Raw genomic sequence first — 24,307 nt, 5'->3', positions numbered from 1 at the left:
GTTTGTCTGGTTTCTGTAAGAAGCGCTGACTGTGATGTTGTGTGCAAAGAATACCCGGTGCCGGTGAAGAAATTAGGAATCCAGGATGTGTTCGGAGAGTCTGGACCGGCAAAGAAATTATTGCAGAAATATCAGTTGGATGAGATGGGAATATATCGGCAGGTGCCGGAATTTGTCAGAGGAGTTTAAAAATAAGAGCGGAAGAGAAACCGGATGGGTTTTCTTCCGCTTTTATCGTGGAAAGGGCAAAGAATCATTTTTAACCGTAATAGGCGAGTGATGTTCCTGGGGCGTGGGTGGGAAGGGGTATGGAATTTTAAATAAATAATTATAAACATTCAATGCTATATTTTATTTAAATATTTGCTATAATTAATAACATCGGAAATTGTTAAGCAAATTTTTTTAAGGAGGCAATCGGAGAATAAGAATGAAGAACAGAACCTATATCGCAATTGATTTGAAGTCCTTCTATGCTTCGGTCGAGTGTATGGAACGAGGGCTCGATCCATTGACTACTAACCTTGTTGTCGCTGATGCAAGCCGTACCGAAAAAACCATCTGTCTCGCCGTCTCTCCCTCCCTTAAAGCTTACGGCATTCCCGGTAGAGCAAGGCTGTTTGAGGTCGTGCAGAAGGTCAAGGAAGTAAATGCAGCACGACTACGCAAAGCACCAGGGCGAGCCTTTTCCGGTGTTTCTTTCAGTGATACTGAATTGAAATCCACACCTAGTTTTTCGCTGGACTATATTGTTGCTCCGCCGAGAATGGCGTATTATATAGAGTATAGCACGCGGATTTACAATATTTACATGAAGTACATTGCGCCCGAAGATATACATGTCTACTCCATTGACGAGGTATTCATTGATGCCACTGATTATCTGAACACCTACAATCTTTCTGCCCGTGAGCTTGCAACGAAAATGATTCTGGATGTTCTTAAATCGACAGGCGTTACAGCAACAGCGGGAATTGGCACAAACCTGTATCTTTGCAAGATCGCTATGGATATTCAGGCAAAACGCATTCCGGCGGATCAAAACGACGTGCAGATCGCTGAATTGGACGAAATAAGCTACCGTCACTTGCTGTGGTCACACCGGCCTCTAACAGACTTTTGGCGTGTTGGCAGAGGATATGCCACGAAGCTGGAAGAACAAGGCCTATTTACTATGGGAGATATTGCAAGATGCTCTCTCGGTAAGCCCACCGATTATTACAACGAGGATCTACTGTACAAGCTGTTCGGCATCAATGCAGAGCTGTTGATAGACCATGCGTGGGGGTGGGAGCCATGCACGATTGCCGATATTAAAGCGTATAAGCCAAGTACAAACAGTATTGGATCGGGGCAGGTACTGCAAAGTGCCTATACTTTTGATAAAGCGAAGCTGATCGTGTGGGAAATGACCGATCTGCTGGTACTTGATTTGGTGGATAAAAAGCTTGTGACCGACCAGCTTGTTTTGACAGTCGGATATGATATTGAAAATCTGACAAACCCGAAGATAAAGAAATCATACCACGGGGCAATCACCACTGACCACTACGGACGCAACCTTCCGAAATCTGCACATGGTACGGCAAATCTTGGCAGACAGACCTCCTCTACAAAATTGATCCTGGAGGCCATCACAGAGCTGTTTGAGCGTATTGTTGACAAAAATCTCCTGGTCAGGAGAGTCAACATCACAGCGAATCATGTTGTGGATGAGAAAAACGTTCAAAAGCCAGATGACTTTGAACAGCTTGATCTCTTTACGGATTACGCTGCTGAACAGGCGAAAAAAGAAGAGGAAGAAGCCGGGCTTGCTCGAGAGAAAAGTATGCAGAACGCAATGTTGGAGATAAAAAAGAAATATGGCAAGAACGCCATCTTAAAGGGTATAAATCTGGAGGAAGGCGCTACCACAGTAGATCGGAATAAGCAGATTGGAGGACACAAGGCATGACGAAAACATATGACGACATCATCCATCTACCGCATCATGTCTCTGCGGCACACCCTCATATGGCAGCCATTGACCGGGCAGCTCAGTTTTCCCCTTTTGCTGCACTGACCGGTTATGATGCCGCCATTAAAGAAACCGCAAGGCTGACTGATGAGAGAGTAGAATTGGACGAATCCATGAAGGACGCTTTGAGCAATAAGCTGCAAATCATAGCAGACCGGCTTAAAGAGCATCCCGAAATCGCAATCACCTATTTTCAGCCGGATGCGAAGAAGAAAGGCGGCACCTATGTTACTGCTATCAGTGCGGCTAAAAAGATAGACGAATATGAACGGATTGTCGTAATGACCGATGGCATAGTGATCCCCATTGATGAAATAATTAGCATAGACGGGCAGATATTCGAAACTTTGGTATTCCATTCGTGTGATGAATGATTAACGGATAAATAGGACTTTATCGAGTGGTTTTGAACCAAAGGTTAATTATAAAATCCTGTCTGAGAGTATAATTGTTTATAAGCACTAAGATTATTAACAAAATTAAGAAAGAGAATTTCATGAAACAGATTGCAATCTTATCCGATACTCATGGTCTATTACGAGAGCCTGTTATAGCTGAACTTGCTGAAGCTGATTGCTCCATTCATGCTGGTGATATCAACACACCATACATTGTCGAGTCCATACGACAGTTCGGAGAGACCTATGTGGTGCGTGGCAACAACGATAAAGAATGGGCAGAAGCCCTGCCAAAAAGCATTACCGTCACAATTGAAGGCGTGAGATTCTTCATCGTTCATAACAAGAAAGATATCCCAAAATACTTAATAAATGTTGACGTGGTGGTCTATGGTCACTCCCACAAATATTCTGCAGAAGTTATAAAGGGAGTACTGTTTCTCAATCCCGGTAGCTGCGGTAAACGGCGTTTTGATTTGGAAATTACAATGTGCCGTATGACTGTGGATGCAGGGCACTACCAGTACGAAAAAGTGATGATTCCCTTATGAGTAAGAATATAAAATGCTGTAACTTATATAAATTAAATTGTATTTTCGGAGGATTATCAGTGAAAAAGAAAATTGGATATTGCTATACTTTCTTTAGTAATAGTAATCGGTTTGCTGTTTCTAAGTACTGGAGGAAAAATAGCATGTGTGATGATATCTGATTACTCAATATCCGAAGAAGGTGATATAATGGCACTAAAAGTTGGGGTAGCAAGTAGTAAATCTTGCGATGAAATATATTTTTACAGTGGAATTGGTGAATACAAGTTGAAGTTGCAAAAAAATAGCGAAACAAATGAATAGGAAAGAGTTAAGTAGCAAAATTTACATTTCTGGAGGCATAGAGTGTTGAAATCTGATGGAACTAAGAATAATAAAATAGCCATTTTAACAGGATTATTACAAGGTATTTATTTATTGCTCTTTTTTACTGAACTGATAGGAAAGATAGGTCAAATCAATATTTATATTGCATTTGGAATATGTGCTATCATTTCTATTATCTGCTTTTTATTATCTATTTGGCTGCTGCTTCCCTTTTCAAAGTTCAAACATGGCATTAAATATTTGTTTGTATTTTTTGCTGTGATACAGATATTTTTGACAATTTTTATTTACTTATTTCCGGAAGCAGGAATACCAGCACCAATCCAGTTTTAGTAAGAGTATAAGATGATTTAAATACGACTCAAACAAGGCAGACTATAAAAATAGTACTATTCCAGAGATAGGGAATAATAAAGTTACAGTAACTGTCAGGATATGGGAAGGGGGCATAAGGAAGCGCCTTTCACAGATTGAAAAAGGAAACAGCTATATATATATAAACACATGCCTTTAAAATATACGGGTTACTTCTGGCCCATTTTCCATACGACACCGTTCTGGTTATCATGGGCGCGTTGGTTGCCCTCTATCATTTCATTACAAGCAGAACTGTGGCAGGGCGGCAGATTTATGCCTTGGGCGGCAATGCGAAAGCGGCGAAGCTTTCCGGCATCAATACGGGAAAAGTCTTTTTCTGGGTATATACCAATATGGGCATTCTTTGCGCCATTGCCGGAATCGTTCTCTCCGCCAGAAACGCTTCCGCAACTCCCAAGGCGGGAGATCAGTTTGAGATGGATGCCATCGCCTCCTGCTATATCGGAGGAGCCGCGACCACCGGAGGCGTGGGCACGATTATCGGAGCCGTTGTCGGCGCATTTATCATGGGTATTTTGTGCTGGTCCACCGATATCCAGAAAATCGTAAAAGGTGCTGTACTTTTGGGGGCAGTTACGATAGACTTATTATCAAAGAGAAAAAAATAGCTGAAAGAAATTTATGTCAAAGGAGAATACTAATGAGTGAGAAGAAAGGTTCCTCTAATCCGCCTCAGAGCACCCTGATCCTGCGGCTTGTGGGCGGCGGCTATCTGGTTTATCTTGGGTACCAAATGATAACGGAGCTTTCAATGTCTTCCGGGGTCCGAAATCTGGTTCAAGTGGCAGCTATGGTCATATTCCTTGTGGTTGGTACATTGCTTGTGGGATGGTCTGTGAAAAAGCTGCTTCGGAGGGAATATGTGCGTCCGGGGGAGGAAGAAACGGACAGGACAAAAGGAGACAATGAGGAAAATTGATAAATTTCCAAAAGGCAATAACCAGGATATAATATTTACAAAAGATAATTATGACTACAATGCGATGTGTAGCGAATTTTTATAATCCTTAGAAAACAAACCCTGCAAGAGCCTTTAGAACTGCTCTGGCGGGGTTTTTTATTTGATTTAGGAGATGCTGATAAAAATTTCACAACGGCAAATGCAATATATACTTGACATTGTGCAATATATGATGTACCCTATGACTATGAAAGGGGGCATTCTATGAAGAACAAGAGAATGAAAATCGCCCGAATGGAAGTTGATATGAAACAAGAGGACTTGGCAAAAGCCGTAGGCGTAACCCGACAAACTATCGGGCTGATAGAATCAGGGGAATATAACCCCACACTAAACCTTTGCATATCGATTTGTAAGGAGCTTGGCAAAACATTAAATGATTTATTTTGGGAGGAATCGAAATGAAAATACAAAATATGCAAGACGAAAGAGTTGTAGCACTACGCCGTAAAATAAATAGTGAAGCATACGGTATTTTAATGATAGTGCTTCTCGGTTCAATACTCGTTCAACAATACCTGTTTAACGCTCCGTTTAAACAATATGCCGTTGAGGTTATATGTTTTTTTGGTATGTCCTTATACATGACCATACGGTACATGACCTTGGGACTTGACATATACGGCGAAGGTAAACGGTCTAAAGTCATTCCCCTTGTGAACAGTATAGTAGCTGGAATTGTAGTAACTGTGATTAACGGTGTTTTAAACTATACACAGTACGCAGAAAAATATAAGGAAGATGGTATCGGTTATTTTATCGCCGTATTGGCAGTTACTTTTATCAGCGCGACCATTTCAACTTTTGTTGTAATGTCTTGCCTTAATTATCTGAACAAGAAAAGACAGGCAAAAATTCAAAAGCAGTTAGACGAAAAAGAACAGGACGAATACTTTGTAAAATCATCACAGAATAGTAAGAATGGATGAGAAAATGAAAAAACATAGATTAACTTTTGCTTTTGTTGTTTTATTTTTCATAATATTTTATGTGATTATATATAATAATAAAGCAGCAACAGAAAGGTCTGAAAGCAGTTTAGTATTAGAGGATTTTGGTGGAATAACTATGGCGGTGCAAAGTGTGGAAGGCACAAAAATCACAGTGAATATAAATTAATCTGCTGATGATCCGGCAATATTTGGTGCAGATTATATCCTTGAAATAAAGAAGGGTCAAAGATGGTATTCTTTACCTGTTAAGGACGGCATCATGTTTACTTCAATAGGGTATCAATTAAAAAAGGGGGATAGTTTACCGTGGAGTACTGATTTTGAGATATTATATGGTAAATTATCTGCCGGCCATTATCGAATAATAAAAAGTTTTAGAATTGAACCGCAACAGGAAACTTCTAAAGAATATTTTATTAGTGCAGAGTTTTTAATTTCATAGGTATTTAATCAGTACAGTTCTCCCGCTTCATCTTTCGGTTCGTATATTTATGTTGTATTAGCTCTAATGCATAGTATAATATGATTATGGCCCATCTGATCCTAAGGAGGAATGCAACTATGGTTATCGAAATTGAGGAGCTTGTCAATAAGAATTATCATAAACTGAAAGAAACTGACCTTATTATCTGGAAATACATTTCAACTCATCGAAAAGCTTGCTGTGATTACACCATCTATGAATTGGCTGACGCCTGTAATGTGTCACGCACAACGGTGCTGCGCTTCGCTCAGAAGCTCTCATTAAGCGGCTACGCAGAATTGAAGATCTTATTGAGGATGGATTATAAACAGAAGTCTACGAATTACATCAACGATCCGAAAGATCTGATTACACTCTATCACCAGATCGTTACCGAGATGCAAAACAAAGACTTTACCAAGATCAACCAGATGATTTACGGTGCTAAGCACATTTTCGCCTATGGCACGGGCAATATGCAAAACAACGTTCTTCGGGAAATGCGGCGATTGTTCCAGTGCAGCGGTGATTATATTATCAGCATACAGGGGGAGAGTGAATTATCGTTCCTGTTAAAAAACGTTACCCCCCAAGACCTGGTTTTTATCATTTCTTTCAGCGGCGAAACACCGACTGCATTAGACTTCGCTCGGAACCTTTGTGCAAGAAATGTTCCTGTGATTTCGATCACCCGCCTAAAGGACAATATGCTGTCCTCGATCTGCGATGAAAACATCTATGTACACACGATGGACTTTCAATTTTATTCAGAGTATCACGGCTATCGGACCGAGTCTGCCGTAGGATATTTTATTGCCATTGAAACATTGTTTTTACAGTATCAGCAGTATAAAGCCAATATGAGAACAGAACAAGAAAAAGCTCTACCGGAATCCACCAGCGTTCCCCAATTGGAGTAGTGATTGCCGCAGCGCAACCTCCGTCATTACTAACCACACGCTACGTAGCGCCTGGTCGATCGGAAAGATATCAATTCATAAAGCAGATCCTTCGGGGTATGCTTTTTTTTGATCCTCTTTCATTATCTAATGTTTCTGTGATAAATCACGAATAAAGGTATAAAGTCCGACTTTTGAGATAAGGAACAAGCTGGTCCCAAAGCGTTGCAGTGCACTGGTGAAAATTATATAATATTGTCAACAGAAACGCAAAAATATAGAGAGGAGATCCTAAATTTTGAAACAATATAAGACCATTGTAAATGGTGCGACTATGGCTGGGCTGGCAATAGCTTCATGTGATCCAGAGGGAACTCTGATTGTGGATCGGGGAAACCAGCTGGCAAGTGATTTTTTTGCAAGTATGCGAGCCGATCCCATGCCAGAAAGAACGATACAGGGAGAGTCCGCCCGTAAATTCTGGGCCGTCATGAAACAGTACCCATCAGTTGTTCAGGATGGACAACTGGCCATTACCGAAGGGATGCCCGCCCTGGGCAGATATGCAGAAAGCCAGAAATTACAGATCTTGTTCGATTTTTCGATCCTATCCAGTCAGCGAAATATGGATCACTTCACACTTACAGGCATCTGCCGGGATGAGATCTATCACGTACAGGCAGAAAATTATGTAGACACTACCGAAACATTTGTAAAGCAGGCCGTTGATGGAATGGTAACCGAAAGTCTGAACCTTCTGATCTGGAAAGCCGGCCAGGACCGGGTGATCTGCCCCCATGCCACTGTTCATGAGTTTCCAACTGGCGGATATTACATTCTGGAAATGCCGGTAGACGCGGAAATGTCATATCCGCAACTGCGAAAACAAGCCCTCGAGCTGTTTTCTTGCACGCAAACTGACAGTAACGATCTATTGCTGAAGGCAGCGGATCGGATATGCGTCAGAGGCAAGCAGTCATCTGTTCTTTCTGATTCAAATGGTTTCATTTTGTGTTCCTGCCTATCGGATGATCTACTGCATGCTATGGAACGTGGGGAACAATTCTGGAGGGATTACTTATGCTGATGTTTCAACAGATTCTCGAACATGGAGAAATAGCAAAAGAACAACGAGATAATATCTCTTTTTCTAAACATTATGATGCTGTCATTCTCGGGGGCGGTACCGCCGGAAGCATAGCGGCAATCTACCTTGCTAAAAAAGGACGGCACGTTCTGATCGTAGAAAAGCAGAATTTTCTGGGCGGTGTGCACAGCGGGGCCATGTTCCATTACTATCAGGGCTCTACCGGCGGGATCTATGAAACGTACGACGCACGGATCGAGCAACAAAAAAAGCAGTATCGTCTTCCGGATGTGTTTGGGTCTCATCCGCTGATACGTATGTATGTGTACGAACAAGAATTGGAGGATACAAACTGTCAAATCAGCTTTGATTCTGCTTTGACCGGCGTATATACGGATGGAAGAACAATCGCAGGCATTCAGTATCTCACCCCTTTCGGACTGAAAGAAGTCTCCGCCGATTACTTTATTGACGCCTCAGCAGAAGCGGCCCTGTGCCGAATGGCTGGATCAGCCAAAAAGAATGGCAGAGAATTCGATGGCCTGTCACAGCCATTTTCCAATGTACGGCAGTTTTTCGAAAAAGATACTTGCCGCATAAATTTTGATAACATAGATGCGGGCTATGTTCGCCAGGAGCGAGCAGAAGAATATGCCAGCCACATCATAGCATCGTTAAACAACCCCGTTTACAGCACCTGGAAGAAAGGTCAAATCACGATGGGGATGTCTCCTCTGCTAGGGATTCGCGAAGGATTTGCCATAAATGGGATCCGGCTGCTGCGCATGGATCAGGTGATACAAAACCAGGAAACTGCAGAGCCGTTATTTTATTCCAGTGCTAATATTGATAACCATGTGAAGGATATGGCCTTTGAAAGCCAGACTCTGTGCGATTGGGTCGTTGGACTTAGTATGTGGTCCACACTGGTTTCGGTACCAATTGATAAAGAAGTGATGATTCCAAAAGCACTGGACAACGTGATCGCAGCCGGGCGAATTTTATCGCTGGATCACGACATGGCTTCACATACGCGAATGATGCGCGATTGTCAAAAATCAGGTGAAGCGGCAGCAACAGTTGTGGAAGAGGCACTTTGCCTGGGGCTTCCGCTGCAGGATGTGCCGTACCAGGCATTGAAGGAGAGGCTTACTCAAACGGGCTGCCTTTCTTGGCAAAATCATTATGTATTAAAAGACAATCCCCCGCCTGAACGCGAACAGATCCCCTATTTTGATTTAACAACGGAACAGATCCGCAAGGGCCTGTTATCCGATAGTCCGGGTCTTGCGATGTTGGCTGCATGGAAGCTGCGGATCACAGAGGCATTAAAAAGCTGGCTGAGCCAAGACAATATCAATCTACAGGTAAACAGCGCATTGGTATTGGCTTTGTGTGAGGATGATTCAGGCCTTGCGATTTTGATCGAAACGGCACAGCGAAGAGATTGCTATCTGCCGCAAACCAGTAAATCGTACAATTCCTTAAGAGGAATCAGTGCCGTTTACGCATTGGGCAGGCTTCACAATGCCAAGGTAAGTGAACCACTGCTGCATATGTTGCAGCAAAACGAAACCTTTATAAACGACAGTGTACATTTTGATAAATTTATCGGTCACATGCAGGATTATCGATTCCAATATGTCAGCCATCTGGTTCGTGCCCTGCTTACAATTGCCGATTACCACCCGGACTTGCACCGGTGCATTTATCAAGAGGTAGAGGAAATCGTTTTGGCTCCCCAATTTACTGTATCTTGCACACTGAAGAGCAATCCTGACTGCTTACATGATATGACAGGAAGTTTACGAAACTATATACAATGGAGAAAAAATAAAGGAGAAAGAAAATTATGAGCAACACGATCAACATTACGGCAATTATCGAAGGCCTGGGCGGTATCGATAATATTGCGAAAGTAGGGAACTGCATGACCCGTCTGCGGCTGACTGTTCATGATGCGTCACTGGTAGACAGGAAGAAGCTGCAGGCAATCCAGAGCGTCATGGGACTGGCCGGAGATGACAGCAATCCCCAAGTGATCTTAGGCCCTGGAAAGGCGGAGGCGGCCTGCCAGGAGATCCATAAAATACAGGGTCGCGAATCTCAGGTGTCCATAGATCGTGTAGAGGAATTTAACCAGAAGAAAAAGGGCAGAAACGAAATCTTCACCATCATTTCTCAGATCTTTACGCCACTGATTCCTGCCTTTGCTGGTACGGGCCTTTTGTACGGCATTATGAAGCTGCTGCAGTATATTTATATCTATTTTGGTGTCCAGCTGTTTAATCCTGCAGGAATTGCAGATGGAGGTTCTGTTTTCATGGCAGCGCTCAGTGTGATCGCCGGTTCTTTCTTCTCTATCATGAACATCGCGGTTGCCGGGCAGGCCGCCAAGGTTCGCGGCGGCAACCTGTTTGTAGGTCTTGCGATTGGCGCAATCGTTACGAATGTCGGCGCCTTAAACGGCATTTCCATGGGCATCATGGATCTGCAATTCAAAAGCGGCCTGGGCGGAACATTTGCCGCACTGATTGGCGGTATGTTGGCTGCCAAAATTGAAAAACGCGCAAGAAAGGTACTTCCGAATTCGCTTCAGATACATTTCCCCGCTTTGTTTTCTGTTGTGATCACCGGCTTGGCATTGTTATTTATCATCCAGCCCATTTGTGGTATTGTAAGTGACGCCCTCAGCACTGCGATCCTGTGGCTGGTCTATAATGCTGGTGCACTTGGCGGCGCTATTATTTCCGGTACCTTCCTTTTCCTGGTTGCCATGGGTATTCATCATATTGTTACGCCGATCAACACTTTGCTGCTTCAAGAAGTTGGTTATACGTGCCTACAGGGCTTTACCTCTTTGGCAGGTGCAGGTCTGGCAGGTGTTGCGGTTGGACTGCTGATCCGTTTCCGCGACAAGAAAAAGTATGGCAAGCTGCGTTCTGCCGTACTCGGCAACATTCTTACCCAGCTGCTCGGTATCTCGGAACCTATGATCTACGGTATTTCTCTGCCGCTATGGAAACCGTTCCTGGCCGCCAACTTGGGCGGTGCCTGCGGCGGTTTTGTATTAGGCCTATTTAGAACTCAAGGCGCGGAAACAATGATGGTGTCCGGACTTTTGGGAGCCCTGGTCAACACCAAGCCTCTGGCCTATTTACTTGGATACGCTGCTGCGGTTATCGGCGCTGCCTTCTTTACCTGCGTGCTTGGCGTAAAGAACGAAAACATGGCCGTGTTCTTAGATGATGAAACGGAGAATGCCAATGCTTAAAAAAGATTTTTTATGGGGTGGTGCAATTGCAGCCAACCAGTGTGAAGGCGCTTATGAGGCAGACGGAAGAGGCCTGTCCAATGTAGATGTACTTCCTTATGGTGAAGATCGGTACGCGGTTGCTTCCGGTATGATGGAAATGCTTAGCCCTGATGCGCAGCATTTTTATCCAACGCATCAGGCAATCGACTTCTATCAAAACTATCCTGAGGATATACAGCTTTTATCCGAAATGGGCTTAAAATGCCTCCGCATTAGCATTGCCTGGAGCCGCATTTTCCCCACCGGTGAAGAGGATACGCCAAACGAAGCAGGGCTTCGTTACTACGAAAACGTATTTCTTGAATGCAAAAAGTATGGTATGGAGCCGGTGGTCACCATTAACCATTTCGACTGCCCGATCCATCTCATCCGTAAGTACGGCGGCTGGCGCAGCCGCCAAATGATTCCACTGTTTGCCCAATATGCCAAGTGCCTGTTTCAGCGGTTTCATGGGCTGGTCAAGTACTGGCTCACCTTCAATGAGATCAACATGATCCTTCACCTTCCGTTTTTAGGAGCCGGTCTGGTTTTCCACGAAGGCGATCAGAAAACACAGGTAAAGTATCAGGCCGCACACCATGAATTGGTGGCAAGCGCGCTGGTCACCAAAATCGCGCATGAAATAGACGCTGATATGAAAATCGGCTGTATGCTGGCATCCGGCAGCGTATATCCCTACAGCTGCCGCCCTGAAGATGTACTTTGTGCCCAGCAGAAATCGCAGGAGGCTTTCTTCTTTACGGATGTTCAGGTCAGGGGTTATTATCCGGAATATTCAATAAAGCGCCTGGAGCGCGAAGGTGTAAAGTTACAAATGGCCCATGAGGATGTAACGATCCTGCGTGAAAATCCTGTAGATTTTGTCTCCTTCTCCTATTATCAAAGCCATTGCGCCAAAGCGGATATGCCAGATATGAAAACCTTGAGCAATGTGGACGGTGATGCCAAAAATCCTTATCTGGAATGCAGTCAGTGGGGCTGGGGTATTGATCCCATCGGTTTAAGAATTACACTCAATGAACTGTATGACCGTTACCAGAAACCGCTGCTGATTGTTGAGAACGGCTTTGGTGCCAAGGATGAGATTTCGCCGGATGGGAAGATCCATGACCAGTACCGCATCGATTATCTGAAAGCGCATATCAAAGCAGCATTGGACGCAGTTGAATTGGATGGGGTAAATCTATTTGGCTATATTACTTGGGGGCCCATTGACCTGGTCAGCGCAACTACCGGAGAAATGAGCAAGCGCTATGGTTACATATTCGTGGACCGGGATGATTTTGGCCGAGGTACACTGAGACGAATGAAAAAAGACAGCTTTTATTGGTACAAAGAGGTAATTGCATCCAATGGTTTAAGCGTATAAGCAGCATGAAAGCTTATGGCATATCTTTTATTTACGTAATGCCATAGTTACTATTTAACTAATATTAGTTGAATACTTTCTTAAATGGATTACGTTGAGACGGTCTGTTTGCTGTCGGGAAAACCTTGATTCTATGCGGGGTTAAGGAACTTTATAGCGAAAATAAAGCTGTTTTTTGAAAATCCACTTAAATGAAGAGCAGACAAAATGAAATTACCTTTCAAACCTGAAATTTTGGAATCGAACTTGACATTATATTGAATTAGTGATATATTAGATATGTTAGCATTCTCTGGTTGTGAGTGCTAACAACATACAAATAAATAGAGCTAATAAAAGTCACTTTGTATAAAGTGGCTTTTTTTTATTTATATGGCAATCTTTTAATAAACCACCTGCTATGCAAGTATGACCACGGTAGCAATTGTGTATTACTATCACGATTTTAATAAATTAAATTTATCTAAAAAAATGAATAACGGGAAAAGAGGTGATTTTAAATGGGAGATAAAAATCCAAAGAAGTTGTTAAAGAAGAAAAAGGTTAAGGAGGTATCTGTACAGCCGGAAATTGCAGTAGAAACAGTCGCAGCAAAGAAATCGAAGAAAAAATAATAAAATAAAACGAAAGCGAGATACTTTATTTGAATAAAAAAAGAGTATTAGTTGGCAGCCCGGTTTATCAAAAAATAAATATTTTGAAGGAGTTTTTAAGATCGTTAAAAAATCTTAGGCGGAATACTATTTCGATTGACTATATGTTTGTTGATGACAATATTGATGATGAAGCCAGTCATCTGTTAGCTGGCTTTGAAAGAGAAGATTCGAAGGTTATTATCATTCGAGGTAATGGACCGGGAGAGTATGAGTGTAATGATGAATCCCACCTATGGAACGACAGCTTAATGTTAAAAGTAGCAAATTACAAAAATCATATCATTAATTATGCAATAGACAATAATTATGATTATCTGTTTTTTGTGGACTCCGATTTGGTTTTGCATCCTAACTTAATAGAGCATTTGAAAATTCAAGATAAGGATATAATTTCTGAAGTTTTTTGGTCTCAATGGCATAAAAATAGACCTTTCGAGCCGAATGTCTGGATGTTTGACGAATATGATTTAGTTCCTAAAATATTAGGCGAAGTCTTAAGTGATAAAGAGGCTGAAATACGACAAACTAAGTTTTTAAACCAGCTTAGGTTACCGGGCGTATATGAAGTGGGTGGGTTGGGAGCGTGCACATTGCTAAGCAGAGCCTCATTGGTGAAAGGCGTTAGTTTTAAGCCAATTAAAAACTTAACCATACATGGTGAAGACAGATTTTTCTGTATACGTGCAGTGGTACTCGGCATTGATCTATTTGTTGATACTACTTATCCGGCATATCATATTTACAGAGAACAGGATTTAGCAGGAGTTCAGGATTATGTAAAAGATTGCGAAGCTGACCTTGGCTTTGTACGTCAATATAAAGAAGAGGAAAATAAAATCACTCTTTCCATGATAGTGAAAAATGAAGCAGGGCGTTATCTGAAACAGGTATTAGAAAGTTTAAAGGGACATATTGATGAAGCTGTTATCATAGATGACGCAAGCTGTGATGATACAGTAAATATGTGCAGAGCAATACTAAAAGAAATTCCATTGCATATAATACAAAATGATAAATCTATGTTTGCAAGTGAGGCCCAACTTAGGAAAAAGCAATGGGAGGAAACTGTAAAAACAAATCCAGATTGGATTTTAAACCTTGATGCTGATGAAATATTAGAAAAGAATTTTTGGAAAAATGCACAGGAACTCATTAATAACCGGGACTATGATTTGTATTGCTTTAGACTATTTGATATGTGGAATAATACACAATATCGAGAAGATGAATATTGGAATGCACATAACGTTTATAGACCGTTTTTAATGAGATATCAACCTGATTTTAAATATAAATGGAATGAAGCAGCGCAACATTGCGGAAGATTTCCTATTAATACGTCCTCTTTCCCTAAGTCAGCATTGGAATTCAGAGTAAAGCATCTTGGCTGGTCAGCGCCGGTTGATCGAGTTGAAAAGTATAAAAGGTATCAGCTTTTAGATTCGGATGCTATATATGGAATTAAGGAACAATACGATTCCATCCTGGATACCGATCCCAATTTAGTAAAATGGGATGAGGATCAAATGAATGAAAATTAAAAAGAAGATAAACGTTGGCGTGGGTTTTGTAACAGGACGAAAAAATTTTAAAAATGTTGTAAAAACCTATGTTGACAACTGGAATGAATCCGGACTTGTTGATAATAAAAAAATTGCTGTTCATCTGTTTGTCGCGTATGACTTAAAGTATTACAGTACAAAAGTGAGCGATTACAAAATTACGGACGATGAGATATTGGCATTGGTAGATTCCGCTTATTATTTAGGTAATTCTGCAATAACAAATGAAATGCAATATCTGGTAGAAAATGATGTTATCACCTTAAAAGAGGCGAAACTTATTTTTGGTGAAGGATATGCGATGAAAAGAAATGCAGTATTATATTTTGCTTTAAAAAACAAAATGGACTATCTCATTTTCCTTGATGATGATGAATATCCAATAGCAACTATTAAAATCAACAACAGTCTTGTTTGGAAAGGTCAGGAAGTTTTATCGACGCATATTAACAATATTAAATATGCTGATATGACACATGGGTATCATTGCGGTTATATTTCTCCAATACCTCAGTTGGATTTTAACGAAAAGCTTTCAGAAGACGAATTTAGAATTTTCATTGAGTCAATAAGCAATGATATTATTAACTGGGATTCAATAAAAGAAAAAATGAAAGATGGCGGTGTTACATATGCCGACCTTGATATTATAAATAGCGATACAATTGAAATAGTTAAAGAAGTAAATGGAATGAAATTTATTTCGGGTGCTAATTTGGCCTTTAACCTCAAAAATCTTGATAAATTATTTCCGTTTTATAACCCGCCGGGAGCAAGAGGAGAAGATACTTTTTTAAGCACCTGCATTGGTGAATGTAGTATAAGAAAAGTTCCTTGCTACACCTTCCACGACGGGTTCTCAAATTATGAGCATTTGCTTCTGGGAGTTCTTCCTAATAAATTAAAAGCATTGAAAGCGGATTCAGGAGCTATTACAATAAGATTTTTAAAGGCTTCAATAGGCTGGATTAGATATAAACCGCTTTTGCTTTATATCACCCAAAGAGATAATTACGAAGCTGAAATTAAAAAAATGAAAGAAGACTTAACGATAGTTATTCCGAAGATCTGCAATTATTTTGGGAATGATCAATTTAACAATATATTAGATGAACTTGAATTTTATCACGCACATGTAGAACAGCACTATATAGATTTTGAAAATACAAAGTCAGCTTGGTTGAAGATAATCAAGTTTCTAAAGAATAACGAAAATATATTAAAAAAATAAAATCAAATTTAAAGTGACACATGATCTGACAATACAAAAGGAGGGAATGGCAGAATGAAAACAGTTATGCTGATCTTTGGTACACGCCCCGAGGCAATTAAGATGTGCACTTTGGTGAATGAATTGAAGAGTCGAAAAAATATAAAAACAATAGTCTGTGTATCTGGGCAGCATCGTCAAATGCTGGATCAAGTATTGACAACTTTTAATGTAATATCTGGTTATGATTTGTCAATTATGCAGGATCATCAGACACTATTTGATATAACAACCAACATTCTAAATCGTATTAAAAGTGTTTTAGAAGAAGTTAAACCTGATGTGGTATTAGTACATGGCGACACTTCTACCACTTTTGTAACTGCTCTGGCTTGCTACTACCTGCAAATTCCGGTCGGACATGTTGAGGCTGGACTTAGAACTTATAATATTTTCTCACCATATCCGGAAGAGTTTAATCGTCAGGCAGTCGGTATCATTGCACGGTTTCATTTTGCACCGACAGAATTATCTAAAAATAACTTAATTCATGAAGGGAAAGCCCCATCAACGATTTATGTGACTGGGAACACTGCGATTGATGCACTAAAAACTACGGTGAGAGAGGACTATACTCACGAGCAGCTTACATGGGCAGAAGGAAGCAGACTCATCATGCTGACGGCTCATCGCAGAGAAAATCTTGGAGAACCACTTAACAACATGTTCAGAGCGATAAAGAGAATTGTCGATGAGACGCCAGATATCAAGGTGCTCTATCCCATTCATATGAACCCGGTGGTAAGGGAAGCTGCCAATACAATCCTTGGCAAACATGATAGAATAAGAATAATTGAACCCGTCGATGTTTTGGATTTTCACAATTTTCTTTCAAGATGTTATTTGATATTGACTGATAGCGGTGGGATACAAGAAGAAGCTCCAAGTCTAGGAAAGCCTGTTCTGGTTATGCGTGATACAACAGAACGACCTGAGGGGATAGCTGCCGGCACTTTGAAATTGGTCGGAACAGATGAAAGCGTAATCTATAAAACATTTAGAAGGCTCCTTGATGATAAAGCTGAATATGAAAAAATGAGCCATGCCAGCAATCCATATGGTGATGGGCATGCAAGTGAAAGAATAGCTGATATATTGGAGAAATCATTTGGTTATTGAAAAGTTACAGCATCTTTTTTATCTTCTCAAGGTACGCTGAGTGTATAATAATAATGCAGAATTTTTTCAATCTTCTTTTATCAGTGTGGAAAAGCTGCTTGGATGCTCCAATTGATTTGCCAGTAGAAAGCAACTATGGTTTTGACTCCATGGTCAGAAACTTCAAGTGAAAAGGATTTAAAAAATTTTCTGCTATAAAAATATAGGCTGCGTTTTTCGGAATTGAAAAGCGCAGCCTTTTTATTGCCTTAAATTCGCAAAAATAGAATTATCTATACTACATAATTATGGAAGTACCGTAAGTATGACATTGAAAATCGTTCCAGGTGCTGTGAACAGAGGACTGTGGGAAAGTAACGCCTCCACTTTTCCGCGTCCAATATAATGTATAAAATTTCTTTTTCAAAAGTATTGACCATGACATCATGTCATAGTGTATTATAAAACCATACGGACAGGAGGTACATATAGAGATGAGAACAATTAAACAGGTTTCGGATTTAACGGGTATCAGTGTTCGTATGCTGCACTATTACGATAAGATTGGCCTGCTAAAGCCGAGCTCAGTAACAGAAGCGGGCTATAGGCTATACGGCGATAATTCACTAGAAACGTTGCAACAAATACTTTTTTTCAAAGAATTGGACATTCCATTAAAAAATATGAAAGAAATTTTAGAAAGTTCACAGTACGATAAAGTACAGATGCTCCATAAGCAAAAAGAGTTGCTTTCGCTGAAACGAGATAGGCTGAATGAGCTAATCGCACTTATTGAGAAAAAATTGAAAGGCGGCAGCGCAATGAGTTTTAAAGAATTTGATATGAGTGAATATTTTAATGTACTGGAAACATTTAAGCAGGAACATGAGAATGAAGTTGTCAAGTATTATGGCAGTATAGAGGAATTCGGCAAGATTATTGAAACAATGAAATCAAAAGAGCTTGAAGGAGCCAAAATGGCAATTAAGCAGTTTGGCAGTATCGAAAAATACACCGAAGCTATAAAAAACAACCTCAATAATCTGCCGCTGATTATGGAGGGGTTTCAGACAATCAAAGAGAATGCAGATGTTTATATGGCTCAAACGGATCAATTAATGGAACGCTTAACATCTGATTTAAGTAAAAATCATTCTTCGCCAGATATTCAGGAGATCGTAAAAGAAATGGATGATATGGTCAAGGGGCATAGTAAAATTGTCAAGATGGACATGGGAGAAAACTACTGGGGTATGATGGCAGACCTCTATTTAACAAAGTGCACGAAAGTCCATGATAAAAAGTATGGTAAGGGCGCGACAAAATTTATAGGGGAAGCTCTCAAGTTCTATAGTGAGAACACTAAATAAAGCAGTCTAATTAAATATCAGGGATAGTTATTATAGCTATGAAGAATTAAAAGTAAATCGCATATATTTGTGCGGTACGGAAGTGTTCCTGTAGATCCGAAGAATGACCTTCCGGTTCCAGCCAGGGGGTAATAGGATTTAACGAGTTGAATATAAGTGGTTCCAAATAAAGACGATATTTTCCACGAACTGATTAGATTGTCTGAGTTTGTGAAAGAGAGACTATTCAGTAAATGGCAATGCACTTAGTAACTACGATAAGCGGGCTTGCTAAATATTTATTTGGGCCTAGATTATTAGGTTTTATATCACAAGCAATTAATTTATTTTAGATTGGAGCCAGTATATGAATATTTATAATAAACAGAACTATTTTACCAATAAGCAGTTGCTTAAGATATTAAACAGGCTGGGAGCAGATTATGAAATTAATAAATTATATATTATTGAAACTAGACACGATTTACTAAAGTATGGAGTAATCCGAATTAATCCATTTGGTTGGATAGAAATTATACGCGGAAAAATTGAAGGCAATTATTTGCCAACTAGCAAAACAGTTATAGTGTATGTATTTGCTCACGATGAATATAACGATTTTCATAGTTCCCAGTTGTATTCTATTCATGCATTATTACATGAATTGCGACACGCTTATCATAATAATAAAAATATTAAAGGAAGCGAAGAAGATTGCGATGAATTTGCAACCAGATATCTTGACGAGAATAGTAATTTCTTCTCAAGAGTAATGAAATGGGAAGACGAATGGGAAGTAGAAGAAGAGGATTAATGTTTCAAGCAAAATCGTAGTGAAACAGTGTGGAGAGACGAAGTGAGGATATCAGTTTACGTTTGAAGATTTCTTCGACCTCCTCTTCCTTCATGCCAAAAAGTGATTCTAAGTATTCAAGGCTTTATCTAAATCAATAATTTCTTAAGGCACTTTTGAAAGCTGAAAGTAGTATTTTCTGACTATCTAAGATAGTTCCATCTACATCTAATAAAATAGTATTATACATCAATTTTCCTCCTTAAATAATATATACTTCGGGGATATCATAACCTTAAGTATAATTCGATTAAAGATTAGATGGTAAACTAATGTTTAAAAAATCGGTAGTAATAAAAAGTCATATTTCCCAAATTAGCTATAATAAATAGGAACTTTATTAAAAGAGTATGATAATTGAAAGATAAATAATTTTATAAAAAAATAAACAAAAGTTTAAATTGTAAATATTTGTTGTAACGAAAGAAGGCTTGACATATAATACACCTATAAAGTACAGGAGGTGAAAAATGGAAACCAAGAAATATATAGTAGTTATCGGGGGGATGAATTTAGACTTGGCCGGATTATCTGGAGATGTTTATAGACCAAGGGATTCCAATATTGGTGAAATTGAAATGACAGTTGGCGGAGTCGGACAGAACATAGCACAGAATTTAACCAGACTTAATGTACCCACATATCTGATTACAGTATATGGAAATGATCATTTTGGTAATATTCTTACTCAAGAATGCGGAAAAAATAGTATTTATTTGGATTATTCAGAGTGTATTATTGGAAAAAAAAGTTCAACATATCTTTATGTGGCAGATAACAAAGGAGACATGGTAGCTGCGGTCAATGATATGAGTATTACAGAAAATATGACTCCAAAATTCCTGCAGGAAAGAATTGACTTTATTAATGGAGCAACATTGTGTGTAATTGATGGAAATGTATCGGCAAAATCAATAAGATGGTTGGCAGATCATTGTACAGTTCCGATTTTTGCGGATCCGGTATCAACTGCCAAGGCGTCAAGGTTTCAAGATATTTTGGAAAAGATAGATACATTTAAACCAAATGAACTGGAAGCAGAACTTCTGACAGGTATTAAGATTACAGACGAAGAAACAGCAAATAGAGCAGCAGGTTTATTAAATAAAATGGGAGTGAAAAATGTTTTTATTTCTCTTGGTGCAAAAGGAATTCTATGTTCCGGTAATGGAGAAACTATTTTAGTTCCTATTATTCCATCTAATATTACAAGTGTAAATGGTGCAGGTGATTGCAGCATGGCTACAATTGTATGGGCCAGATTCTTCTATAAGGAAAGTGTTTCCTTACGTAGAGTTGGAGAATTGGCACAGGCGGCAGCAAGTTTAACTGTTGAAGTAGCTGAATCTGTATCTACAAAACTCAGTGTAGAAGCTGTGCTCAAGAGAGCAAACACATTTAAAACTCAGTAAGAAGGAGAAAGTTATGATAAAACAAATTTATTCTTTAGTAAACTACAACGAGAGTGTGGCAACAATGGATGCGGGTGCTGACCATATTGGTTTAGTACCGATGCAAAGTGGTGGGGTTCCGGCTCATAGAGTACCGTTTGATGTAGTAGATAAAATTTTTAATGAAGCTAAAAAACGTGGCGTAAAATGTGTTGCAATTATGTTGCAGAAAGACCCAGATGAAATGATCTTTATTACAAAGCGTGTAAAGCCGGATATTCTTCATGTAGCAGGAATGGAGTATACTGCAGATGCGGCATTCGCAGAGAGGCTACATAAAGAGTGTCCTGGAGTTAAGCTGATGCAGGCGGTACTGGTAGATGGACCGAAAGCGATTGAAAAGGCAAAAGAATATGCAAAGTTCTGTGATTTTATTTTAACGGATTCCGGACTTGCAGCAGATACTGGAATCGGAGCAAGTGGATTAACACATGATTGGAATATTGATGCAGAAATCGTAAAAGCTGTAGACATCCCAGTAATTATTGCGGGAGGACTTGGCCCGGATAATGTAGAAGCGTGTATTAAGCAGGTAAAACCATATGGTGTAGATTCATTAACAAAGACGAGTTACAAATACAATGATGGTATTATGGAAAAAGATATTCCCAAAGTAGTGGATTTCTGTAAAAGAGCTGATAAGGCAGCCGCCGAACTGACTGTATAGTTGGCTTTGGAGGTGGAAGTGCCATTGACACTTCTCGAGGAATAAATGTAGTCCGGACTTTAGAAGGAAGTACAACTAAACTTCATGAATCGTTGTAAAGGCAAGAGAATTGACCTTGACCTATACAGCGATTCATGGAGATTGTAAAATCATGTAGTGATCGATATCATAAATATCCTTTTGACGTTTCTTTACGACTTGCGGTTCAAAAGTAGATTTTCGATCCTAAGACCCCAAGCAGGTCTTTAGTTCATTGAATGTCCTGGGCCGAATCAATATCATACTCGTCCAGCAGTTGCTAAATGATGCTTCGTTTTCCTTCGGGCATATTCTCTTATCATAATAAAGCCTTGGTGACCAGTCCACTTTTTATGATATAATGCTTTAAAAAGTTATACCTTGTTGAAAATACTGCTGTTTTTTTTCAAATAAAGCATCATTTGATAAAAAGGGATTAACTGATTCTTTTTCTTCCATAGTCATGCAAGCAGCAGTATATGCATATTTCAATGTATCTTCTAATTTGATATTCTTTTGCAGTCCCCATACAAGAGCACCAGTAAGTGTGGAACCTGCTCCAACAGGATTGACAATTATATGCTGCCCGGTGTTAAAGATATATTTTGTATTTGCACTTTTGTAAAATAATCCTTTACGCATTGAAAATACAATAATATTTTCCAACCCCTGATTTAATAACGTATCAGCGGCAGTATCTAGATTTGTATAAGGTTTTTTTAGTTCAGAAACCATTTGAGCTAATTCATTTTGAGAAGTAATGAGAAACTTAATTTTATCAAGATTATGGATAAAACGATGATTTTTATTCATGGATACGGTTTTTACAATCAATGGGACAGTTACCTTCTTACAGATGTAATCAATAGTTTCTTTTGGAAGATTTGTGTCAATGATGCAATATTCGGAATGATTAATTCGTTCTAAATTTTTTTCAATAAATGCAGGTGTCATCTGTTGATAAATATCCATGTCATCAATTCCCATAATTCTACTTCCATCAGAATCATCTATATATAGAAAGGAGGATGTTGCGATACCAGTAATCCTTTCACAGTACTGAATATCCATATTATGTTCGTTTGAATCCTCCACAAACTTATCTCCATTTATGTCATCTCCAAAAACAGAAATGAAATAATTTGGTACATCAAGCTTAGTCAGTGTTAATGAAATGTTTCTTCCAGCACCGCCCAGCAGATTATAAATTTTGCCCGGATTTGAGTTGTCACGAATGAGACGGCTCTTGGAAACTCCCATAATATCAATATTGATCCCGCCTACAACAGTAACAAAGCGAGGTTCACTTAATACATACCCCTTTCCTTTAATATAGCCCTTCTTTATTAAATTGTGGATATGTGCGGCAGCACCTGAACGTGTGATACAGAGTGCATAGGCAAGCTCATTTTGAGAAATCATAGGATTCTGTTTAATTATTTTTAGAATTTCAAGTTCACGTTCTGTCATAATTATCTCCAATCTGAAAAGGATATTGTGTTGATATGTTATTTAATAGAATAAATTCAAGTCTATATTACTAAACATTATAAGGAAAGGAAAAGGAAAAAGTCAATGATAAAGAAATGAGTTTACTGAGGATGATTTTTATAAAAATGGTGATATTAAAAACTCAACTATTAAATATGAATACATAAGTTTCGTTTCCAATGTTTCTGTAAGGGTGCAAAATTGATAGATATTTTAATTCTGCGGACATACCCGATACAGTCCAGAAGGTTGCGGGCGGCTTGGTCAGATAATCATCTGTACCGGCATTATCCCTATCCTCACTGCGGGCACTGATTACAATGATTGGAATATTTGACCATGTTCGCCCTCTTTTAATAACGTTAATACCGTCCATATACGGCAAACCCAAATCCGGCAAACCCAAATCCAAAATCATCATATCCGGCTGTTTTGCAACTTCCTCAAAATATTGGGGATAGTAGCATGATTTGACTGTCTGAATCTATTTGCAACATTGACATTGTAGCAACAATGTTATAATATTAAAGTGTACATACACGATGCGTGCCACATATTCTAGATGACGAGGATAATATGGATAAAATAATTACAGCACAAAAAAACGATATTATCTGTAATTGCTTAAAATTACGTAGAGCTTCTCAGGCAATTACAAAAGTTTATGATAAATATCTTGAGTCCAGCGGAATCAAAATAAGCCAATACCTCATATTAAAAACAATATCCCGTACGCAGCCGGTAAATGTTAGTGACCTTGCTGCTAATGTTAGATTAGATAGGACTACACTGGTTCGGAGCCTAAAGCCTCTTGAACAAAGGGAGTTGATCTCGGATATTGCAAAAGAAGGTACTCGAAATCGACAGCTCGTATTATCAGAATACGGAAAGGAAACTTTGGCTAAAGCTACCGCTCTATGGATGGAAGCACAAGATTACATTGAGCAGTATCTTGGAAAAGAAGATTTGTCTGAATTAAATCTACTGCTTCGTAAAATAGAGGAACTTGAATCGTAAATTTTTTACCCTTTTAGTGTATATACACGAAATGTATTGCTGATTCAATTACTGACTTGGATCAGTCGCAATTACGTCGCTTCATAATGATATTAAGCAATGTTCCCTGTAATTTGCTGGATCGTAGGATATACGGTGTGGTTCGATCCATTCAAA

At 39.4% G+C, this 24,307-nt stretch carries 25 protein-coding genes and 1 pseudogene; 24 read left to right on the top strand and 2 right to left on the bottom strand.

From position 1 onward, the window contains the following. Positions 1-430: 430 nt before the first annotated feature. The 23 genes and pseudogenes from AC27IJ_RS08165 (at position 431) to AC27IJ_RS08055 (ending at position 21,625) form a co-directional block, all read left to right on the top strand. Complete coding sequence (locus tag AC27IJ_RS08165; RefSeq protein WP_487148319.1) at positions 431-1,954, top strand: Y-family DNA polymerase; 1,524 nt, start codon at positions 431-433, stop codon at positions 1,952-1,954. Continuing rightward, positions 1,951-2,391: a YolD-like family protein gene (locus AC27IJ_RS08160; RefSeq protein ID WP_312442934.1), complete on the top strand. Its 441-nt coding sequence runs from the start codon at positions 1,951-1,953 to the stop codon at positions 2,389-2,391. Before AC27IJ_RS08165 ends, AC27IJ_RS08160 begins: the two co-directional genes overlap by 4 nt. Before the next feature lie 122 nt (positions 2,392-2,513). Further along, positions 2,514-2,966, top strand: a complete 453-nt coding sequence (locus tag AC27IJ_RS08155) for a metallophosphoesterase family protein (RefSeq protein ID WP_312442935.1) — start codon at positions 2,514-2,516, stop codon at positions 2,964-2,966. 72 nt (positions 2,967-3,038) lie between these two features. Further along, positions 3,039-3,269 carry a hypothetical protein gene (locus AC27IJ_RS08150; RefSeq protein ID WP_487148316.1) on the top strand — a complete coding sequence of 77 codons (231 nt, stop codon included), beginning with the start codon at positions 3,039-3,041 and terminating at the stop codon, positions 3,267-3,269. A 42-nt stretch (positions 3,270-3,311) separates the two neighbouring features. Beyond that, entirely contained in the window at positions 3,312-3,626 is a 315-nt protein-coding gene (locus tag AC27IJ_RS08145) for a hypothetical protein (protein ID WP_312442936.1), read from the top strand. 221 nt (positions 3,627-3,847) lie between these two features. Further along, a pseudogene (locus AC27IJ_RS08140) lies at positions 3,848-4,279 on the top strand (ABC transporter permease subunit); the annotation flags it as partial. 32 nt (positions 4,280-4,311) lie between these two features. Further along, complete coding sequence (locus tag AC27IJ_RS08135) at positions 4,312-4,590, top strand: hypothetical protein (protein ID WP_487148314.1); 279 nt, start codon at positions 4,312-4,314, stop codon at positions 4,588-4,590. A gap of 246 nt (positions 4,591-4,836) precedes the next feature. Next, positions 4,837-5,037, top strand: a complete 201-nt coding sequence (locus AC27IJ_RS08130; protein WP_312442938.1) for a helix-turn-helix transcriptional regulator — start codon at positions 4,837-4,839, stop codon at positions 5,035-5,037. Then, positions 5,034-5,561: a DUF6773 family protein gene (locus AC27IJ_RS08125; RefSeq protein ID WP_313256854.1), complete on the top strand. Its 528-nt coding sequence runs from the start codon at positions 5,034-5,036 to the stop codon at positions 5,559-5,561. The genes AC27IJ_RS08130 and AC27IJ_RS08125 overlap by 4 nt, the downstream gene beginning before the upstream one ends. 4 nt (positions 5,562-5,565) lie before the next feature. Then, on the top strand, positions 5,566-5,751 hold the full coding sequence (locus AC27IJ_RS08120; RefSeq protein WP_487148311.1) for a hypothetical protein: 186 nt from the start codon (positions 5,566-5,568) through the stop codon (positions 5,749-5,751). A gap of 18 nt (positions 5,752-5,769) precedes the next feature. Further along, the gene (locus AC27IJ_RS08115; protein ID WP_487149033.1) at positions 5,770-6,027 is read left to right on the top strand and encodes an immunoglobulin-like domain-containing protein; all 258 of its coding nucleotides are present in this window, start codon (positions 5,770-5,772) and stop codon (positions 6,025-6,027) included. Positions 6,028-6,146: 119 nt separating this feature from the next. After that, complete coding sequence (locus AC27IJ_RS08110; protein WP_312442943.1) at positions 6,147-6,968, top strand: MurR/RpiR family transcriptional regulator; 822 nt, start codon at positions 6,147-6,149, stop codon at positions 6,966-6,968. A gap of 277 nt (positions 6,969-7,245) precedes the next feature. Beyond that, complete coding sequence (locus tag AC27IJ_RS08105; protein WP_487148308.1) at positions 7,246-8,034, top strand: hypothetical protein; 789 nt, start codon at positions 7,246-7,248, stop codon at positions 8,032-8,034. Continuing rightward, entirely contained in the window at positions 8,028-9,890 is a 1,863-nt protein-coding gene (locus AC27IJ_RS08100; RefSeq protein ID WP_312501370.1) for an FAD-dependent oxidoreductase, read from the top strand. The genes AC27IJ_RS08105 and AC27IJ_RS08100 overlap by 7 nt, the downstream gene beginning before the upstream one ends. Beyond that, positions 9,887-11,308 carry a PTS transporter subunit EIIC gene (locus AC27IJ_RS08095; protein ID WP_487148306.1) on the top strand — a complete coding sequence of 474 codons (1,422 nt, stop codon included), beginning with the start codon at positions 9,887-9,889 and terminating at the stop codon, positions 11,306-11,308. The genes AC27IJ_RS08100 and AC27IJ_RS08095 overlap by 4 nt, the downstream gene beginning before the upstream one ends. Continuing rightward, a complete protein-coding gene (locus AC27IJ_RS08090) occupies positions 11,295-12,719 on the top strand; it encodes a 6-phospho-beta-glucosidase (RefSeq protein ID WP_487149031.1) in 1,425 nt (474 codons plus the stop codon). Before AC27IJ_RS08095 ends, AC27IJ_RS08090 begins: the two co-directional genes overlap by 14 nt. 643 nt (positions 12,720-13,362) lie before the next feature. After that, complete coding sequence (locus tag AC27IJ_RS08085) at positions 13,363-14,916, top strand: glycosyltransferase family 2 protein (protein ID WP_487148304.1); 1,554 nt, start codon at positions 13,363-13,365, stop codon at positions 14,914-14,916. Beyond that, positions 14,906-16,168, top strand: coding sequence for a hypothetical protein (locus AC27IJ_RS08080; protein ID WP_312442950.1), 1,263 nt, complete (start codon positions 14,906-14,908; stop codon positions 16,166-16,168). Before AC27IJ_RS08085 ends, AC27IJ_RS08080 begins: the two co-directional genes overlap by 11 nt. Before the next feature lie 54 nt (positions 16,169-16,222). Continuing rightward, positions 16,223-17,326: a non-hydrolyzing UDP-N-acetylglucosamine 2-epimerase gene (wecB, locus tag AC27IJ_RS08075; RefSeq protein ID WP_312442951.1), complete on the top strand. Its 1,104-nt coding sequence runs from the start codon at positions 16,223-16,225 to the stop codon at positions 17,324-17,326. 473 nt (positions 17,327-17,799) lie between these two features. After that, positions 17,800-18,675: a MerR family transcriptional regulator gene (locus tag AC27IJ_RS08070; protein ID WP_312442952.1), complete on the top strand. Its 876-nt coding sequence runs from the start codon at positions 17,800-17,802 to the stop codon at positions 18,673-18,675. Between the two features lie 346 nt (positions 18,676-19,021). Beyond that, the gene (locus AC27IJ_RS08065; protein WP_312501364.1) at positions 19,022-19,468 is read left to right on the top strand and encodes a hypothetical protein; all 447 of its coding nucleotides are present in this window, start codon (positions 19,022-19,024) and stop codon (positions 19,466-19,468) included. Positions 19,469-19,977: 509 nt separating this feature from the next. Continuing rightward, a complete protein-coding gene (locus AC27IJ_RS08060) occupies positions 19,978-20,919 on the top strand; it encodes a carbohydrate kinase family protein (protein ID WP_313256842.1) in 942 nt (313 codons plus the stop codon). Positions 20,920-20,932: 13 nt separating this feature from the next. Continuing rightward, complete coding sequence (locus AC27IJ_RS08055) at positions 20,933-21,625, top strand: phosphoribosylanthranilate isomerase (protein ID WP_312442957.1); 693 nt, start codon at positions 20,933-20,935, stop codon at positions 21,623-21,625. Between the two features lie 384 nt (positions 21,626-22,009). Here AC27IJ_RS08055 and AC27IJ_RS08050 read toward each other — a convergent pair whose 3' ends face one another. Together AC27IJ_RS08050 and AC27IJ_RS08045 are read right to left on the bottom strand one after the other, a co-directional pair. Next, positions 22,010-23,113, bottom strand: coding sequence for a PfkB family carbohydrate kinase (locus tag AC27IJ_RS08050; RefSeq protein WP_312442960.1), 1,104 nt, complete (start codon positions 23,111-23,113; stop codon positions 22,010-22,012). 163 nt (positions 23,114-23,276) lie between these two features. Next, positions 23,277-23,555 carry a response regulator gene (locus tag AC27IJ_RS08045; protein ID WP_442913744.1) on the bottom strand — a complete coding sequence of 93 codons (279 nt, stop codon included), beginning with the start codon at positions 23,553-23,555 and terminating at the stop codon, positions 23,277-23,279. Positions 23,556-23,710: 155 nt separating this feature from the next. Between AC27IJ_RS08045 and AC27IJ_RS08040 the strand changes: the two genes are divergently transcribed. Beyond that, positions 23,711-24,151, top strand: coding sequence for a MarR family winged helix-turn-helix transcriptional regulator (locus AC27IJ_RS08040; RefSeq protein ID WP_312442961.1), 441 nt, complete (start codon positions 23,711-23,713; stop codon positions 24,149-24,151). Positions 24,152-24,307: the final 156 nt, after the last annotated feature.

Source organism: Lacrimispora sp. YZC11, assembly GCF_057543815.1.
This window is presented reverse-complemented; position numbering and strand designations above follow the sequence as displayed.

Excerpts from the sequence above, each read along its gene's own strand:
- AC27IJ_RS08160 (WP_312442934.1), top strand. The coding sequence starts at position 1,951 with ATGACGAAAACATATGACGACATCATCCATCTACCGCATCATGTCTCT.
- AC27IJ_RS08050 (WP_312442960.1), bottom strand. The coding sequence starts at position 23,113 with ATGACAGAACGTGAACTTGAAATTCTAAAAATAATTAAACAGAATCCT.
- AC27IJ_RS08125 (WP_313256854.1), top strand. The coding sequence starts at position 5,034 with ATGAAAATACAAAATATGCAAGACGAAAGAGTTGTAGCACTACGCCGT.
- AC27IJ_RS08045 (WP_442913744.1), bottom strand. The coding sequence starts at position 23,555 with ATGATGATTTTGGATTTGGGTTTGCCGGATTTGGGTTTGCCGTATATG.
- wecB (WP_312442951.1), top strand. The coding sequence starts at position 16,223 with ATGAAAACAGTTATGCTGATCTTTGGTACACGCCCCGAGGCAATTAAG.
- AC27IJ_RS08060 (WP_313256842.1), top strand. The coding sequence starts at position 19,978 with ATGGAAACCAAGAAATATATAGTAGTTATCGGGGGGATGAATTTAGAC.
- AC27IJ_RS08165 (WP_487148319.1), top strand. The coding sequence starts at position 431 with ATGAAGAACAGAACCTATATCGCAATTGATTTGAAGTCCTTCTATGCT.
- AC27IJ_RS08080 (WP_312442950.1), top strand. The coding sequence starts at position 14,906 with ATGAAAATTAAAAAGAAGATAAACGTTGGCGTGGGTTTTGTAACAGGA.
- AC27IJ_RS08100 (WP_312501370.1), top strand. The coding sequence starts at position 8,028 with ATGCTGATGTTTCAACAGATTCTCGAACATGGAGAAATAGCAAAAGAA.
- AC27IJ_RS08040 (WP_312442961.1), top strand. The coding sequence starts at position 23,711 with ATGGATAAAATAATTACAGCACAAAAAAACGATATTATCTGTAATTGC.
- AC27IJ_RS08130 (WP_312442938.1), top strand. The coding sequence starts at position 4,837 with ATGAAGAACAAGAGAATGAAAATCGCCCGAATGGAAGTTGATATGAAA.
- AC27IJ_RS08155 (WP_312442935.1), top strand. The coding sequence starts at position 2,514 with ATGAAACAGATTGCAATCTTATCCGATACTCATGGTCTATTACGAGAG.
- AC27IJ_RS08110 (WP_312442943.1), top strand. The coding sequence starts at position 6,147 with ATGGTTATCGAAATTGAGGAGCTTGTCAATAAGAATTATCATAAACTG.
- AC27IJ_RS08055 (WP_312442957.1), top strand. The coding sequence starts at position 20,933 with ATGATAAAACAAATTTATTCTTTAGTAAACTACAACGAGAGTGTGGCA.
- AC27IJ_RS08120 (WP_487148311.1), top strand. The coding sequence starts at position 5,566 with ATGAAAAAACATAGATTAACTTTTGCTTTTGTTGTTTTATTTTTCATA.
- AC27IJ_RS08135 (WP_487148314.1), top strand. The coding sequence starts at position 4,312 with ATGAGTGAGAAGAAAGGTTCCTCTAATCCGCCTCAGAGCACCCTGATC.
- AC27IJ_RS08065 (WP_312501364.1), top strand. The coding sequence starts at position 19,022 with ATGAATATTTATAATAAACAGAACTATTTTACCAATAAGCAGTTGCTT.
- AC27IJ_RS08090 (WP_487149031.1), top strand. The coding sequence starts at position 11,295 with ATGCCAATGCTTAAAAAAGATTTTTTATGGGGTGGTGCAATTGCAGCC.
- AC27IJ_RS08070 (WP_312442952.1), top strand. The coding sequence starts at position 17,800 with ATGAGAACAATTAAACAGGTTTCGGATTTAACGGGTATCAGTGTTCGT.
- AC27IJ_RS08095 (WP_487148306.1), top strand. The coding sequence starts at position 9,887 with ATGAGCAACACGATCAACATTACGGCAATTATCGAAGGCCTGGGCGGT.